Below are 18,015 nucleotides of genomic sequence, written 5' to 3'. Positions count from 1 at the left end.
TGCTGAGTTAAAAAACCACCACGCCACTTGCTTATGGGGAAAACTCTCAAACCTTACTCAGCACTCAGCACTGAGTAAGGTAAACTGACCATTGTCACTTTCAATCTATTATTACTATCAACCAATTAATTTAGGTAGCAATTATGACCAAATATGACAAGGTTTTTAACTCACCAAAGACATCAGAAGAATCACTCAGTCCAGAAGAAGCGGTGGCGGCGATCGCAACTGTCACCGCGATCGCTGATTCATCGATTGAAGATGTAGATGCAGAAAGTTTAGCTGGTATCCTTTGGGAATTCGAGGTCTTTGAGGAATACTCAGAAGATGAAATCGCAGAAATAGTTGATAGACTCCTCGCCATTGCAGAAGAAGAGGGAATCGGGCCTTTGTTTAATGTCGCCAAAGTATCTCTTTCTGATGAATTAGTGCTGGATGGTTTTGCTGCTGGGGTAATCGTGCTTTTAGATGATGAACTCGCCATCCCCAAACCGAAACAAGCCTACCTCAAAAAGCTACAAGTAGCCTTGGAACTTGAGGATGAAGAAGCGGAGGAAATCATCAAGGAGGTAATTGCAGCCTTTCAAGAAGCAGAAGACGAAGAATATGCAGACGATGATGAAGATGAAACAGTAGTCATAGAGGATTTTACTGAACAGACATATCAATCTCCTTTAGGTAATTTTACTGTGCCGATTCCAGTTGATCCGCAACAAGGCGGTAGAATTCAAAGCCAGGAAGGAGTAGTTGGCTTTTCTGATGACGTTGGTACTTTGCTAAGAATCGATTATTATCCTTTCCCTCTAGAACAGTTAGAGGAACTGGAGTCTGTTGGACAAGAAGAATATTTACAAACAATTTTAGTAGACAAGTATGTACCCCAAGCGATTTTTGTCAATGTACCAGATGCTTCGGTGGAGTATACCGAATATCTGGAAAATACTTTGCGAGGCGCTTACTATGTGTTGATCGATATGCCCAAAGGTTCGACGATTTCTAAGCAAGAAAATAATGGAACTGCAATCAGATTAGATGCGTATCGGGGACTGCTCACCTTTATCAGTGGTGAATTTTTGTATATAGTTAGTAGTCAGCACAGTTTTCTCAACGGCGAAACTCCCGATTCTGTTGAAGAAGAAGCCGAAGACATCAAGGAGAGTATTTTAGAGTTTGTTGAAACTATAGAGTTTACTTAGTACAGCATTTCATTAATTTGTCGCAAATCAAATTTGGCAATACTCTGCATTTTTAATGCATTTACCTGCATTAAAAACGTTATGCTTGTACGCAAATGTCACCCCAAAAAAGGGTCAAAAATAGAAGAACATACTTTTAAAATCGGCGGTTATAACCCGCTTCTAGACAAGCAAAACCCACCTCCGTGGGTTTCAAACACTTAATTTTTTCTTAATTGGTATTGAAAACAGATGATGTCCTCAATTCAGTGTCTATAACTCATCAACTTATCTGATGTACATTTGGAAAGGGCGATGTCTGACGACAAGCCCGGAGAAAACAGAAAATCTCTGGCTTCGCACTGGGTATCTACACTTGTAATTTTTCATGACAATAACCCTGCTGAACAATCGCTATCAAATTATCCAGGTAATCGGCGCTGGTGGGTTTGGCGAAACCTTTCTAGCAGAAGATGTCCACATGCCTTCTCGCCGTCGCTGCGTGATTAAGCAACTAAAACCAATAACCAATAATGACCCGCAAACCTACCAACTGATCCAACAGCGATTTGAACGGGAAGCAGCAACCTTGGAGTATTTGGGTGAAAGTAGTCACCAAATTCCGAAACTCTACGCCTACTTTTCTGAAAACGGGCAATTTTACCTTGTCCAAGAATGGATTCACGGTCAAACCCTGACAAAAATTATCGAAGCCAAAGGATTTGAGACTGAAACTGCTGTTCGGGAAATTCTCTTGAGTCTGCTTTGGGTCTTAGATTATGTTCACAGCAAAGGCATTATTCACCGGGATATCAAGCCAGATAATATTATTCTCCGTTCTGGGGATGGTAAGCCAGTTTTGATTGATTTTGGTGCAGTTAAAGAAACAATCCGTTCAGTGGTGAATTCTCCAGGACAGCCGACGCGATCGCTTGTCATTGGTACGCCTGGATATATGCCTAGCGAACAAGCCGTTGGCCGCCCAGTTTACGCCACTGATATTTACAGCTTAGGCTTAACGGCGATTTATCTACTGACTGGCAAACATCCACAAGAACTAATAACCGATCTGAAAACTGGGGAAATACTTTGGCAGCAACACGTCCCTAATGTCTCTTCCCAATTGGCGGAGGTACTCAATCAGGCAATTAAGCCTCATGCTGGCGATCGCTACAGCACTGCCAGTAAAATGCTACATGCCTTGCAATCTGGTAATAATATACCTCCTGAGTTAGCTGCAAATACTCCCACAGTCAGTTTTTCTCCCCCTGCTGCATCGACTCAACAAACCCAGGCATTGTATTCCCCACAAAAAAATTCTGTGATTCCAGGGTATTCCACTCCTGGAAACTGGCAAAAACCTGCTGTGATTGTTGGTACTTTGCTGGTAGGTAGCTTGCTTGGTGCAGTCGCCATTTCTAATATGACTCGTCAGCAACAACCAGAAACAACTATTGCGACAAGTCCCACGCGATCGCCAGAATCTTTGCCTACCGATCCTGCATCTCCCGAACCGTCTGTTTCTTCCCAAACTTCTCCAGTTCCAGTTGTACCCGCTTCACCATCACGACAGCCAGTAATTCCCGATCCTTTGCCAATCTTTAATCCCCCAGTTGTATCTAAACCACAGCCAGAAAAAGAGCCTGTAACATCAGATACACCAGCAGCAGAAGTGCGTTCTACACCACAGCCAGAACCAGAGAATATTACACCTCCCACACCAGAAGCACCTTCGCAACCACAGAAGAATGATGAGTCACCGAGTAAATTAGCTGCCACTAACAGCAGCCAAAGTGTTCCCGCATTTCCTACAGGTACATCAAGAAGCACGGTAGAAGCTACCCTCGGCAAACCAAATCAAGATTTAAGAGGCGCATGGGGCAAGACTCGTGCCGTTGTTTACAAACTAGTGCCAAACAAAATTGACCTTGGCTACCTATTTGATCGTAATTCTAAAGTGCTGCGTCAAACTGAGGTATCTTTTGCCCAATCGGTAGATCCACAGCTAATGGAGGCTACCTTGAATGGAATGTTAAGTGGGCAAGCCACTGAAGAAATTAAGCAGGGACTCAAAAAGGTACAAAAGCGCCAGTCTGATAATTTTAGTTTTCAGAATGGCTCAGTTAAAGGTCAGATAATCCGCCAACAATGTGATTTTATTTACATCAGCATTTGGGATGCAGATTTACATGATTTTGTGAATCCATCTACAGGTAAAAGATGTTAATGTCCTGGGAAACACTGTTCTCAAAAGTTAGATTTTTGTATCCTTTAACACAGATTTAGTATTCAATATAGTTCTTAAAAAACTGTCTTTATTGCTCTACAATCAAGACAGTTTCAGTCTTCACAATCACAAAAACCCAATTTTTAGAATTAGTGCATTTGTTTTCTAGGTTTTGCAACTAAACCCATGCCCAATGCCCAATACCCGTTTTCAAACTGAGTTTTAAATTCTTAATCTTCATAAAGTTATAAATATCATTATTAAGTTTTTAATAATACTTGTCTCAGGTTCTACATTCATGTCGTAAAGTGCGATTGGAATTGTGTAATCTGAAGACAGCAAAGCTAAATTATTCAATTGAGGTCTGATGACTCCTACAATTATGCGTCAGCTTTGGTCAGTGGTTGAAACTGCCCAAGCCAAGCTCCTCTTACAACTGGATGATGCTAGCTTGGTACAGTGGTTAGTGAAACAAACCGAAACGCAAGTGTTGTTAGATTCTAACGAAACTGATTATCTGTGCCACTACATTCAATCTCGGCTAGCCCTTATACGTGATATGGCCCATGAACGTCAGTGTTCATGATGCCTACGGCGGGCTACGCCAACATAAAATCACGATGAATTGATTGATAGTCAAGTATTATTACTATTGACTATTGGCTTTTTGGGGAAAATAACCTTCCACTAAGCAGTCAGAGCCGACTACACGCCAACGAACACGTTCTAGAGACAACGCCTCAGTCATGGTGGTAAAACCTAAATCGCCCACAGGTGTGGGAGCAATGCTACCACCAATGATTTTCGGGGCGATAAATGCTAGAACTTTTTGCACTGCTCCTTGAGCGATCGCACTAGCAGCTAAGGTACCACCACACTCCCACAACACGCTACAAAAACCCCGTTCATATAAGTACGCCATTGCCTTATCTGGTGTAAGTGACGTTAATTCAACCACTTCCACCCCCTGCTTGAGCAACAGTTTTTGGAAGTCGGGATTAGCACCCTCTTGTGTCAACACCAAAGTTGGAGCATCCGCAGTTTGCCACAAATGGGCACTTTCCGGTAAGTTGAGATGGCGACTCATCACCACCCGCAGGGGATTATGTGCCTCCACCTGATGGCTGGTTAAATAAGGATTATCTTGTCTGACTGTGTTACCACCGACAATTATGGCATCGCAACCCGCCCGCAACTGATGTACTTCATTGCGGGCCTCTTGGCTTGTCACCCAAGCACTGTGACCAGAGGTAGTGGCAATTTTGCCATCTAAAGTCATGGCATATTTTAAAATTCCCAAAGGTCGCTTGTAGAGAATGCGATGGATAAAAGCTTCATTTAGTTGACAACAAGCTGACTCTTCTACTCCTACCAACACTTCGATCCCCGCCGCACGTAAACGGGCAATTCCACCTCCAGCTACCAGGGGATTGGGATCAACCATACCCACTACTACTTTTGCCACCCCTGCTTCGATCAATCCTTCCGAACAAGGGGGAGTACGTCCGTAGTGGTTGCAAGGTTCGAGTGACACATAGATTGTTGCACCACGAGCGCGATCGCCTGCTGCTTTCAAAGCAAACACTTCTGCATGAGGCTCACCTGCGCGGGGATGAAACCCTTCGCCGACAATCTCGCCATCCTTGACAATCACCGCTCCCACTAGCGGATTTGGCGAAGTACGCCCTAAAGCACGGCGAGCAAGTTCCAAACACCGCAGCATCATGCGAGAGTCAAAGTCACTTCCTACCTTTTCCTTCGGTGGTGAATTCGATCCAACTGCTGACTCCACTAGATGTATATTTTCCTGAGTGTGATTTGGTAAGGATGCATCTGCTTGAGCGACCACTGGGAAATTATCCATAATTTTAAGCAATACTGTAAATATTCTGCACGCGATCGCCCAGCCTTTCCACAGGAGAATCGCGCTTTAATCCTGATATAAACAGTAATATTCAGGCAGGAGTACGGGAAAGCGGAGCAGATGCTCTCTACGAAACGTTTTGCTATCGCCGTGTAGCAGCCGTAGCTGACAGGATCTTGCGACAAACTTTTGTCTCCGACATGCTACGCGATCGCAAAATCTAAAATCCAAAATGGTATGAGATGGGTTACAAAGAAAGGCAGAAAGCAGGGGGCAGAAGGCAGGAGGAAAGAAGTATGAATGAAAACTTTAGTTCTGGGTCATTGCCCAGCCAAAAAAAGAATTGGATTGATCGGAAAGTGCCGCGAGATACAAAGCGTCCTTGCTACAATCTCATGGTTTTTAAACATTGGTTCCTCCTGCCTCCTACCTCCCTTCTCCTGCCTCCTGAATTTATGTTCGCCGATTAACCAGGGTAGCGCTAGCTTGATCAACAGGCATCAGCACAACTTCATTAATATTGACATGGGGCGATCGCGTCACGCAGAAAAATATCACATCAGCCACATCATCTGCTGTTAGAGGTGTAACTCCCTGGTAGACTTTATTGGCGCGTTCAGTATCTCCGTGAAAGCGCACCTCGCTAAATTCTGTTTCTACCATACCAGGATCAACGGAAGTTACACGTACCCGCGTTCCCAACAAGTCTTGTTTTAAACCTTCAGAAATTGCTCTGACAGCAGCTTTGGTAGCACAGTAGACATTACCACCGGGATAAGTTTGATGTCCAGCAATGGAACCTAAATTTACCACATGACCGCGATCGCGACTTACCATTCCAGGAACAACATAGCGGGAGAGGTAAAGTAAACCCTTAACGTTAGTATCAATCATGTCTTCCCAGTCTTGAAAGCTGGCTTCGTGTAACTTGTCTAAACCGCGACTTAGACCAGCATTGTTAATGAGAATGTCGATATCAGACCAGGCAGGGGGTAGAGTCGCAATGGCAGATTCAACAGCGCTGCGATCGCGCACATCTAACTGTAATAAATGAATTTCAGTACTAAAATCTTTATTGAGAGTATCTGCTAGCTGCTGCAAACGTTCCAGTCGTCGTGCCGCTAAAATCAGTTTTGCACCCACACCAGCGAAGATTCTTGCACAAGCAGTACCAATACCACTACTTGCACCAGTGATCAAAATGATTTGATTTTGTAGGGAAGTCATTGTTAGTCAAAATTCAATAGTCCCGTGTTAGAGGTTGTTTGAAAAGTCCTCTTGTCGGTATCAAAAGTTTTAGATCCCCCTAAATCCACGCCACTTGCTCTACTTGGGGAGACCCCAAGACCGCAGTGGCTCCCCTTAAAAAGGGGGACTTTGACTCCGGTTCCCCCCCTTTTTAAGGCTACGGTGTATACACAAGTCCTAAAAACCTAGCTTGATAAGACTTTCCTCGTTCCCAGTCTCCGACTGGGAATGCATTCATTGAGTCTCTGACTCAATGCCAGATTGGAGGCAGAGCCTCAACGAGGAGCATTCCCATGCAGAGCATGGGAACAAGATAAACGAGAGAACAATGAAAAATCAAACTTTTTTGACTTGTGTATACACCGTAGCTTTTTAAGGGGGGTTAGGGGGGATCAAAAGTGCCTAAAGTTACAGAGAAATACTTTTCAAACATCCTCTTAATTTAAATACAAGATTTAGCAATTTAGCAAGTTATTGAGTCCTAATATATAGGACTAATATTTTATTTTTGAACAAAACTCAGTACACCTTTATTCCTTCTTCCCAGTCCCCAGTCCCCAGTTCCTTACCTCTACGAGTGATTCAGAAATCAAATATGAGTCCTATATTAGGTTAACTTTATACATAGGCGTAAAGGAGTGGTACAATAACAACGACTATTTAATCTTACATAAAGTTTAAATCGCCGCAGTACTAGAGTTACTAAATATACCACAATTCCCTAATACACAAAATAAAAAGTTAAAAATAACACTTAAACCAATCATGTTTAACTGAGAACAATGCAATGAGAGGATATTAGCGGAAGATGCTTTAAATAAATCATTAGCATTTAAAAATAACTCAAATAGTTTCTAAGTAGTTCCAAAACTGTATGTTGCAATAATGTCAAATTGAAGAATTTTTATCTGATGTGTCTAAGCTCCTATGGTCAAGCGATCGCTCGAAGCATCAGTTAGCGGAATTCAACAAGCTAAAAAAGCGTTTGCTCATAAGGGGTGGACACAAGACAACTTGGCTTTTGAAGTCAACTTAAAGACTCGCCAACCAATTTGGCGGTTTTTTAGTGGGCGTTCGGTTGACCGTCATATCTTTATAGAAATTTGCTCTGTGTTGTCGTTGAATTGGCGGGAGATTGCGGCTAATCCTCCAGAAGAATTTTCTGAATCAAAAGAACTTGGTGCTGCTGAATTTTTAGATATTGATGCTCTAGTACAATTTGTGCGATCGCAACGCTTTGACAAAATTCAACACCAGTGCGGTACTTTGCAGTTATTAGATGTTAGTCGCCCCGTTAGAATCAACGACATTTACATCGATGTCAACATTTTGGAGGAGATTGCCAGCTTTCAGTGGTTAGAGTTTGCTGACTTGCAAAAGTTTACATCAAAAGAATTCGAGGGCTTTGGTTTAGGTGAAGTATCCCAAACACAAATGGCGGGGATCACGGCAGTTCAAACTTACTCAAAGCTACGGGTGTTGGGTAAACCGGGAGCAGGTAAAACCACTTTTTTACAACATCTGGCGATTCAATGCAACCGAGGGAGATTTGCTGCAAATCGGGTTGCCATTTTTGTCACCTTAAGAGATTTTGCCGATGAGTCTAGAGAAGCAGGAGAGATCAATTTACTCAACTATATTTGCAAAGAATTCCTCATCTGTGGAATTTCAGATTTATCTGTGCTTGAAACTTTGTTGTTGGAGGGCAGAGTATTGCTGTTGCTGGATGGATTAGATGAAGTACTCCATCAAGAGAGCAAGGCTGTTGTCAACGAGATTCGCAGACTCTCTGAAAAGTATCAAAAGAATATGTTTGTCGTCACCTGTCGCACAGCGGCTAAAGCTTTCAACCTTAGACGCTTTACAGATGTTGAAATTGCCCCATTTAGTCAAGACCAAATTGTTGCTTTTGCTCAGAAGTGGTTTACAGCACTTACAAAAACGAACATCCAGAATAAACAAGAACAGGCAATTGAGTTTATTAATAAACTAGATTTACCCGAAAACTTACAATTCCGTAGACTTGCTGTCACTCCCTTGTTTTTGCATCTCGCCTGCTGGGTTTTTCATCACCAGAACAAATTTCCAACCCAAAAAGCTGCGTTTTATAAGCAGTGTTTAGACCTCCTGCTGGGCAAATGGGACGAAACTAAAGCAGTTGAGCGGGATGAAGTGTACGAAGGCTTTTTATTACCACAAAAGCTGAAGTTACTGAGTCAGGTTGCTAGCGCGACATTTGAACAGGGTAATTACTTTTTTGAACAACGCATTGTTGAACAATACATTAGCGATTATATCTGTGATTTACCGAATGCTTCGACGGAACCAGAGGAATTGCAATTAGATAGTGAAGAGGTACTTCAGGCGATAGAGTTACAACATGGATTACTAGCAGAACGAGTGCGGGGAATTTTCTCCTTCTCTTATTTGACGTTTCAAGAATACCTAACTGCTCGAAAAATCGTTGCCAGTTATAATTTACAAGCATTAGGACAACCGTTAGAACGTCTGGTGAGTCATATTACTGAACCCAGGTGGCGCGAAATCTTTTTGTTAACGGTTGCCATGCTGCGGAGTGCAGATTTCTTAGTACTCTTGATGAAGAAAGAAGTTGATGCGCTAGTGGCTCAAGATCCATATTTGCAAAAATTTTTAACTTGGGCAAATCACAAGTCCCTTGCCACTCCCCCCCAGCCTATTGCAATTCGCGCGTTTTACTTCACTTTGGCTCGAAATCCTCACCTGATCTCGCACTTTGCTCTTGTCTGCATCTTCGATCAAGATATTTTTTTGGATGCGGCATTAGATAACCTAGTAATGAAATGCAAATATAATTTTGCCGATGCCTATGCCTGCGACGATGCTTTGAGTTATGCTTTAGCGATCGCTCAAGATGCTGGCTTACATCAAGCTTTACAACAACTTAAAGACCTACTGCCTGATCCAGAACAAAGTAGAGAAAGGGTTCAGACATGGTGGCACAGAAGTTATCCTGCCTGGATGGAACAGTTAAAAACTGCGATCGCCAACCATCGAAACATTGAGCATCACTGGCACTTCAGCCCACAGCAACAACAAGTATTGCAACAATATTACGATGCCAATCAGTTGCTTATCGATTGCCTTAATAGCAACTGTGAGATCACAGAGGTTGTGCGCCAGGAGATTGAAGCTAGTTTGTTGTTGCCGAGAAAAGAACTCTTAGAGCGGGAATGGTAGGGGGCAAGGGGGCAAGGGGGGCAGGGGGGCAGGGGGCAGGGAGCAAAGGAGAAGTTGCAGTGAGTCTTTCCCCATAGGTGTCAACTTAACGTGAAACCCTTGTCAAGACGCGATATTGAGTTCACTCGCTGACCATCACGATTCGCGTTACCCCACCCTAACCCTCCCCTTGTAAAGGGGAGGGAACTGGATTTCTTTTTCCCCCCTTTCCAAGGGGGGATTAAGGGGGGTAAAACGTATGTGGAATAAGCGTTTAAGCTTAAGTTGACACTTATGGTCTTTCCCCAATGCCCCATGCCCAATGCCTAATGCCTTTTCATTTCGCTGCAACTTTGACTCTAGCTACAGAGATTTCTGCTGGTTCCATGAGAACTTGGACAGGTGTAGATGAGCTTTTCAACCACAGCAGCACTGCGGGAGTTACACCCAGCAACAAGCCTAGCAACACGGGTACAAAGAATCCAGATGTTAAGCTCATGACTGTAGCGAAACCAAAGTTACTTAAATAAACTGCAAAAGGTATATTAAGTTGCGATCGCTCCCAGTTAATTGGATTATTTCTCCACAACAGTGCAGTCACAGCCATAAATACTGAACTAGTACCCAGCCACCCCGCAAAATTTTGGTAAGGCATTCCAAAGAAGGGGCCTGGTTGTTGCCAATACCAAAAGGGTAGAGAAGTTTGACTCATTGCCGGATCGAGAACAAAATCCCAGGAGGTTAGTAACAAAGCACCCAAAGCGATCGCACTTATATGCCGCCACAAGTTGGGTTTTTTGTCCACTTCTAAACCTGCACGTGCCAGCAGGTAAGAAACAAATCCCAAATAAAACCACGACAAGGGGATTGTAAATGGGACTAAACCCGCAATCTTATAACCTAAACCGCTTAGGTAACTATAATGACCAAATGGAAAACCAGTACTGGTTCCTAGTAATTCACTTCCTAGAGAAATAAATACTGATGGCAACAGAAATGCTAAGGCGCGACCTAAACCTAAAATCCTCGTGGCATATAAGAAAACACCTGCCGCACCTAAAATCATATAAACTACACCACCTCCTGCCATACTCCATTGAATGGCAGTTTGTGCAAGCTCGGATAAGTTAAAAATCACTTGGGCATTAGGTATAACCAGTAGTATTCCTACCAATCCAAATACTGTTGATACGATATGACCAATGAGGCTTACGCGTTCAGCAATAACAAGTTGTCTCATGGTAATTCCTTTTTACTCACTGCTAATGAAGCGCTATTCATCCGAGCCATTGGTTAAAAATTTCCTAGCATTTGTTCTGACTTTTCACGTTATGTGGAAAAGCCAGGAAAAACCTAACCCCCTAACCCCCTTCCCTACCAGGGAAGGGGGAAAATTCAAAGTCTCTCTCCTTTTAGGAGAGAGATTTAGAGAGAGGTTTTCCAGATACCGTGAAAAGTCAGGCATTTATTAGGGACTGGTAGTTGATTTATAACCAGCTAAAATGAGCATTAATGATATTGAAATCTTGCTCTAATTGTTTGTCCAAATTGAATTTTTGGATAACTTCATCTCAGGAGTAACTATAAGTTTTGAAATCTTTGATTTGTTTGACTAAATCAGAGTTGTCTTGCTGCTTGAAGCTTCCCCTACTGTTCTGCTAGTACTCTGATTTCATAAAGTTCTCGCTGAATGAAATTGGATGTAAACATCAAGCGCTTACGACTACTGTTTACAAAAAAGAATCTCTGATTACGAGATTGATGGCTAAATTTGATTTGTTCCCCTCGGCAAGAGTAGATTTTACCCCGAATTAAATCGGTAGATTTAAACATTTTCCACCTCCTCATCCTCCTTATCAAAAACCTACTTACAGCAGAATTAAGAATTAGCTATGTCCCACTGCACTCAGCACTCAGCACGGGCTAAACGCCCCGCTACCGCTAACAGCACTCAGCACTCTTCATTTCACCAGCTTGAAATTTGCTGTATGTCGTAAGTAAATCTGTTTCGGTAAGGAGTATCATCGTTTCTGCACCAACTCTGCCAAAGTCAGGCTCTAGCCCTAATGCCATCTCAATGACATACATCCATCTGCCATATTCAGGTGTGTAGCTGCGTACAATCCCTTCTCCACCAACAAAGCTCACCCATTGGGCATTACGAAACTTAGGCCTCCTCATGAAGGTTGCAGTCATGCGTAAGACTCCTCTAATTAATAGTTGATACCTTATGTTTTATTAAAAAAAATCAAATATATTATGTATCTTTTTAAGTAAAAATGTAAGATATAAACTGTACCTTTGGAATGTTTTAGGTGCAGATTATACAATTTATACGTAATTCAAACGTTTATTCAAACATTGGATGCAAGAATTCAGAACTCAGGAGTCAGAAGTCAGAATTTATAAAAGGTTTGATATCAAAAGTACATTCATCCCTTCAAGTTATCTCCTGAGCTTTCCACTATTCTGACTCCTAAACTCTTACCATTTGATATGGCAATCCTAAATCATTCGTGAAAAATTAGATCCCCGACTTCTCAAAGAAGTCGGGGATCTGGACAGTACCTCAATTACGAATTACGAATTACGAATTACGAATTACCTGTCCCTCGTCCACTCAAATTTGCAATCATCAATACCAATTCACTAAGCTCAATCGGTTTAGCTAGATGCGTTTGAAAACCAGCATCGATCGCCCTTTGCCGCTCTTGTTCGGTGGCATAGGCAGTGATTGCTGCTGCTGGAATTTGTCCCCCAGCTTCAGCTTCAAGCCCTCTCACCTGACGAATCAGGGAAAAACCATCCTCCTCTGGCATCCCAATATCTGCTAAAAGCACATCATATTTGCCAGGAGATTCAGTTAAAGCAGCGATCGCTTCCCTTGTCGATGTCACAATTACTACTTCAGCCCCAAACTCTTCTAACATCGACTTGATTAAGTCGCGGCTATCCGCTTGATCGTCTACAGCCAAGATGCATAATCCTTTAAGGCTCAAGGGTGGATTTTTACCATTTAATGTGTGCTGAGTCTCTGACAAAACGCTCGGCTCTAAATAAGTTGGCGGTGTAATTTCCGGCGGTATTGAGCGCAGAGGTAGCCTGATGGCGATCGTGGTTCCTAGTCCCTCACCTGGGCTTTGCGCTTGAACTGTTCCACCGTGAAGTTCTATCAGATGACGGACGATTGACAAGCCTAATCCAAGTCCCTGACTTGTTTTGCTGCTGCTGGAATCTCCTTGGCGGAAGCGATCGAAAATGTATGGCAGCAAGTCTTCCCGGATGCCAATTCCTGTGTCGCTGACTCGAAGTTCAGCATGAGTAGATACAGCTTCGAGCATAATTCCCACTCGCCCACCGACTGGAGTGAACTTGATGGCATTAGAAAGTAAATTCCACAGAACTTGCTGTAAACGGTCAAAATCTCCGACAATCGTCGCCGAGTTCAAGTTTGAAACAATTTCAATGCTTTTCGCCTCTGCGGAAAATTGGATAGACTCAATGGCGGCATTCACTACTGAAACTAGATCGATTAGACGAGTATTTAAATGAAGCTTGCCACTCGTAATTCGGGAGACATCCAGCATATCATCGATTAACTGAGCTTGCACCTTAGCACTCCGCTCCACCACTTCCCAGGCACGAATGACTGCTTCTGAATCTAAATTGCGGGTGCGGAAAAGTTGCGCCCAGCCCAGTATCGTATTAAGCGGGTTACGAAGTTCATGGGAGAGGTTCGACAGGAATTCATCTTTGGCTCGGTTGGCAATTTCCGCCTGTTGACGGGCTGACTGCTCCTGTGCTAGTAGCTTAGATCGCTCTAACTCTAACTGTTTGCGATCGCTAATATCTTCAATCGTCAGTAAAATCCTTTGAGCCTCGCCCTGTTCAATAATTTTCCAACCATTGAGCAGCATGGTTTTCTCCCCAATCCGCTCAAAACTATGCTCTATTTCCCAGTTGTTAATACTGGTATCGTTGGCGAGAATTTCTTCTAAAAGCGATCGCAATCCGGGCAGGTTCCATTGACCGTTTCCTAGTTCAAAAATCAGAGATTGCGCTGTCTCTGATGGTGAAACCTGAAATGTTTCATAAAACGAGCGATTGGCTTTGTTCACCCGGAAATCAGCATCAAGGACGATTAACGGCACTTGTACCGTCTCCACAATCGCTTCAGCATAATTTCTGGCTTGTTCTAAGGTTACGGCACTGCGTTTAAGAACATCAATATCTATTAACACCAACACTACACCGTCAATCTTGTTTTCTGTAGTGCGATAAGGACGGATGCGGAGGTTGTACCAATGTCCCCCCAGAGTTTGGACTTCTAATTCTTTGATGCTGAGTGTGTCCAGAACCTCCAAAATTAGAGTTTCTAACTCAGGAACATCGAGATTTGCTCTGATGTCGCTCAAAGGTCGTCCAGCATCGGTGGGAATCAAATTGAAAAGTCGCTGCGCCATTGGCGTAAAACGTCGAATGCGTAAGTCCAAAGTCAATATCAAAATGGGAATATTAATACTGGCAAGCAAATTCGTGAGATCGTTATTAACTTGGTGTAATTCCTGATTTCGACTACGAAGTTCTTCATTAGTGGTGTTGAGTTCTTCGTTGGTTGCCTGAATCTCTTCTTTGGCAGTTTCTAGCTCCTCATTGGTGCTTTGCAACTCTTCATTACTAGAGAGGATTTCTTCATTGGCAACTTTCAGGTCTTGATTGATATGCTCCTGCTCTTGGATCACCGCTTGCAGATATTCTTGAGTTGCAGTCCGCTCTTTGATGGCGGTTGCAAGTTCAAGGTTTAGCCGAACAATCTCCTGCGCTAAGTCTGACTGCTCTTCGCTCTCAGGATTTACTGTGCTGGAGTTGTTAATTGTGAGTGGTGCTGATTCAAATAAAACCAGAAAGTAGAGTTCTTCGCCAGTCCCAGGGTTGAATGGAATCACCTCAAGATTGATGATTTTTGCCAGATCACCCTCTTCAATTTGTAACCCTTCTCTTCTAACGAGAATTTTTTGCCGTTGTGCCTGATAAATTGTCGCCCGTAGCTCGATGAGCAAACCCTCGCGCACCATTTTGAATAAGTTAAGACTCGGTTTCCCTGGTACAAGTTTGAGGTAGAGATCGATTTCTCCCCGAAATTGCAGCACTTCCATCTTGTCGTTGATCACCACACCCACTGGGGCATAGCGATTCAAGATTAGTTGGTCAGTTTTTCTCTCTAAGTCAAACTCATCCGATGGATTCTCATTGGTCGGCTTTGATTCGTCCACTTTTACTATCGGATAATTGCTGGTAATGAACGAAAAAGTTGGACGAATTCCAGTTAGCTTTTTGGTATAGATTTTATACTTTTTGTCAATTAGAGTAAACAATTCCGAATATTTACCTGTGCTTTCTGAAGTCCCTAGCAGCAAGAAGCCAGTCGGATTAAGACTGTAATGAAAGATGGGCAATATCCGTTTTTGCAACGTTTCGTCCAAGTAAATCAGTACATTCCGGCAGCTAATTAAATCTAAGTTAGAAAAAGGGGGATCACTGCCCAAGTCTTGCCTAGCAAACACACACAGTTCGCGGACAGCTTTGCTAATTTGATATCCACCGCCTTCAAGGGCATTAAAAAATCTGCGGCGGCTCTCTGGTGAGACTTCCACCATTTGATTCTCTGCATAAATACCCGTTCTCGCTTTGTCAATCGCGATCTCGCTGATGTCTGTAGCAAAAATTTGGATCGGCGGCGAGGTGACTTTATTTGACAAAAACTCCAGCAAGGAGATCGCGATGGAATAGACTTCTTCACCCGTCGAACACCCAGCTACCCAAATCCGAATCGGCAACTCTGCTGATTTATTTTGGATGATGGTAGGAAAGACTCGCTGTTTCAACAGTTCAAATGCTTCGGGATCGCGGAAAAAATGGGTTACATGGATCAGAATTTCTTCATACAGCGCCTTGACTTCACTCGGATTCTTTTGCAAATACTCGGCATAATCCTCCAAGCGTTCTAGTTTATACAACAGCATTCGCCTCTGGATGCGGCGATCGAGGGTGTTGGGTTTGTAGTGGCTGAAATCAACGCCAGTTTGCGATCGCAATAAGACAAATATAGTCGCCAGGGCATCTCCCTGTTCGGGCAACTTCTCAACTGCGATCGCTGGCAAAGAGTTAGAAATAAAAGGATTGCGACTGAGATTTACCAGTTCCTCGGCGATTTTTTGCGGCGGTAGTACAAAATCGACATTCCCGGTGGCAACAGCAGTATTGGGCATACTATCGAATTTTGCCGTGTCTTCACACTGAGCAAAAGTCACGCCTCCAGCTGCCTTGATTGCCTTTAACCCCAGTGAACCATCTCCATCTGCTCCAGATAGAACAACTGCGATCGCTTTGTGCCCTCGATCTGCTGCCAATGAAGTAAAGAACGCATCAGCAGGCATATATTTACCATGAACTTTCTCTCGCGGAGTGAGTTGCAACACTCCACCAGACAACATCATCTTAGTGTTAGGCGGAATAATGTAGACTTGGTTAGGTTCCACAGTCACGCCGTCTCGCACTTCATTGACGGGCATTGTAGTTGTTCTTCCTAGAATCTCGCTCAACAGACTCTTGTGGTTAGGATCTAAGTGTTGAATCAGTACAAATGCCATCCCTGTATCGGTAAGCAAATGCCTGAGTACCTCCGTAAATGCCTCTAATCCACCCGCAGAGGCGGCAATGCCAACGATGGGAAATAATGCATCTTTGTTGTCTTGCTGCTCTATGTCGAACGCTTCAGTAGCGGTAGATTCAGATACAAGTTGCTCAGAGGGTTGATCGGATGTCATAGGATGAAGTTTAGTACCGCAATGCTTTGGCCACTAAGGTTTATATTTTAAGTTGGTTTACCAAATAAAAGTAGGAGACAGGAAGAAAATATATTTTTTGACCTTTGCTACTTTCTTAACAGCACCCTAATTTTATTTATGAAAAACAAAAAAATATTTATCTGAATATTCAAAATATATAAACTATAAACAATTTTTCTTTTCCTGAATCCAAATCACTGCCAAAAAGTATAAAATTAGAATAAATCAAGACAAATAATCCGCTATTAAAAAGTAAAAATAGTTGACTTAAAACCAGAAATGTTGAATGCTGATACAAAACTTTACATAGATAGTTACACTAACTCTAAAAAGGCTAAATTAGTCAACATAACATCATCTCCTCAAACCAATGAACATAGCTGATTTTCTGACACATACAAGATTGCAAATAGCGGAATTTATCTAATAGTGTATGTCCCCATTGTGCGGGAATAGATAAAAGCTGTAAAATCAGATAAGCTATTAAACTAACGTAAATTTGTATGGTGATACCGTTGACGTTTTTGGTAATTAATTTGTCAAGTTTTAAGTGCATCTTTAAAAACTTCCACAAGAGTTCAACTCCCCAACGTAATCGATAAATATCCCTAATTTCATCATCATTAACAGCTGCATCTCCCGACTTTGGTAAATTAGTCACTAAGCGGAACTCAGTTTTCGTTTCTAAATCACAAAAATTAATGACTCTATAGGCAATAGCCTCATCAGATGCACCTACTTTGACTAATCCAGTTGCATCCTCAAATTCTAGTAACGAAATTGTTTTTTAATCCGCAAAACAAAATATTTGTTTTCTTGTACCAATTCTTGAATGAATTTTAATCCCGCAAAGCCTCTATCCATTACCCCCTACAGCATTAGTTGGGAGACTAGACATCATCTTGGAACCAAATTTATAATCATGATCATGTCCAAAATTGATCAAGTTATCTTCTGGGCTACCTGTAGCTAAATTCAAAGAACTAAAAAGTTTGACTTGATGATGACCCAAAACCCATAACAATTTACTTGTCAGGGTAATAATTGTTGAATCAATAGGACAAATAGCATATTTATCGTGTAATTTTTTGTGAATTTTCTTCTGTACTAATTCATTTAATTTTTGGTAAATTCCTTGAAATTGTTTTTTGGCTTCGATGTAAATTTGCTTTAGAAAAAAGTAGAAATATCTACCTCAAATCCTGTATTGTTTAATCTCTTAAATAAATCTCGCATACTTGTTAAGCTATTATCCAGAGCATAGGATAGCCAGCACTCAAAGAATAGACGACTATTCAATACTGGATAATCATTTTTTGGCAGGCTTTTCAAGATATCTTTGACAATTTTGGGAAATGAATTTATAATCACAATCAAACTAATATAGTTTAAGCCTTCGCCCAAAAATACCATATTTTGGGCTATTTTTATCGGATTTTTCTTACCGTTCAACAC

General features: G+C 42.3%; 10 protein-coding genes and 1 pseudogene. 4 read left to right on the top strand and 7 right to left on the bottom strand.

Annotation, left to right across the window (positions count from 1 at the left end; translation table 11 throughout):
- Positions 1 to 143 precede the first annotated feature (143 nt).
- The 3 genes from HUN01_RS17505 (at position 144) to HUN01_RS17495 (ending at position 3,988) form a co-directional block, all read left to right on the top strand.
- A complete protein-coding gene (locus tag HUN01_RS17505; RefSeq protein ID WP_181932323.1) occupies positions 144 to 1,196 on the top strand; it encodes a tellurite resistance TerB family protein in 1,053 nt (350 codons plus the stop codon).
- A gap of 367 nt (positions 1,197 to 1,563) precedes the next feature.
- The gene (locus HUN01_RS17500; RefSeq protein ID WP_181932322.1) at positions 1,564 to 3,402 is read left to right on the top strand and encodes a serine/threonine-protein kinase; all 1,839 of its coding nucleotides are present in this window, start codon (positions 1,564 to 1,566) and stop codon (positions 3,400 to 3,402) included.
- 367 nt (positions 3,403 to 3,769) lie between these two features.
- The gene (locus tag HUN01_RS17495) at positions 3,770 to 3,988 is read left to right on the top strand and encodes a hypothetical protein (protein ID WP_181932321.1); all 219 of its coding nucleotides are present in this window, start codon (positions 3,770 to 3,772) and stop codon (positions 3,986 to 3,988) included.
- Positions 3,989 to 4,051: 63 nt separating this feature from the next.
- Here the strand turns inward: HUN01_RS17495 and ribD are convergent, their stop codons facing one another.
- A complete protein-coding gene (gene ribD / locus HUN01_RS17490; RefSeq protein ID WP_181932320.1) occupies positions 4,052 to 5,266 on the bottom strand; it encodes a bifunctional diaminohydroxyphosphoribosylaminopyrimidine deaminase/5-amino-6-(5-phosphoribosylamino)uracil reductase RibD in 1,215 nt (404 codons plus the stop codon).
- Positions 5,267 to 5,719: 453 nt separating this feature from the next.
- Positions 5,720 to 6,493 (bottom strand): SDR family oxidoreductase, encoded by a 774-nt coding sequence (locus HUN01_RS17485; protein ID WP_181932319.1) that lies wholly within the window; start codon positions 6,491 to 6,493, stop codon positions 5,720 to 5,722.
- A 948-nt stretch (positions 6,494 to 7,441) separates the two neighbouring features.
- Here HUN01_RS17485 and HUN01_RS17480 point away from each other — a divergent pair.
- Positions 7,442 to 9,733 (top strand): NACHT domain-containing protein, encoded by a 2,292-nt coding sequence (locus tag HUN01_RS17480; protein ID WP_181932318.1) that lies wholly within the window; start codon positions 7,442 to 7,444, stop codon positions 9,731 to 9,733.
- Between the two features lie 316 nt (positions 9,734 to 10,049).
- Here HUN01_RS17480 and cruF read toward each other — a convergent pair whose 3' ends face one another.
- From cruF to HUN01_RS17455, 5 genes and pseudogenes are all read right to left on the bottom strand, one after another.
- Complete coding sequence (gene cruF, locus HUN01_RS17475; protein WP_181932317.1) at positions 10,050 to 10,952, bottom strand: gamma-carotene 1'-hydroxylase CruF; 903 nt, start codon at positions 10,950 to 10,952, stop codon at positions 10,050 to 10,052.
- Positions 10,953 to 11,359: 407 nt separating this feature from the next.
- Entirely contained in the window at positions 11,360 to 11,545 is a 186-nt protein-coding gene (locus HUN01_RS17470) for a hypothetical protein (RefSeq protein WP_181932316.1), read from the bottom strand.
- Between the two features lie 108 nt (positions 11,546 to 11,653).
- Positions 11,654 to 11,908 (bottom strand): hypothetical protein, encoded by a 255-nt coding sequence (locus HUN01_RS17465; RefSeq protein WP_181932315.1) that lies wholly within the window; start codon positions 11,906 to 11,908, stop codon positions 11,654 to 11,656.
- 398 nt (positions 11,909 to 12,306) lie between these two features.
- Complete coding sequence (locus tag HUN01_RS17460; protein WP_181932314.1) at positions 12,307 to 16,539, bottom strand: chemotaxis protein CheB; 4,233 nt, start codon at positions 16,537 to 16,539, stop codon at positions 12,307 to 12,309.
- A gap of 364 nt (positions 16,540 to 16,903) precedes the next feature.
- A pseudogene (locus HUN01_RS17455) lies at positions 16,904 to 17,931 on the bottom strand (IS4 family transposase).
- Between the last annotated feature and the right edge of the window lie 84 nt (positions 17,932 to 18,015).

Origin of the sequence: Nostoc edaphicum CCNP1411 (genome assembly GCF_014023275.1) — a bacterium.
Classification (GTDB): domain Bacteria; phylum Cyanobacteriota; class Cyanobacteriia; order Cyanobacteriales; family Nostocaceae; genus Nostoc; species Nostoc edaphicum_A.
Note: the sequence above shows the minus strand (reverse complement) of the source record. Positions and strands in the feature narration are given on the sequence as shown.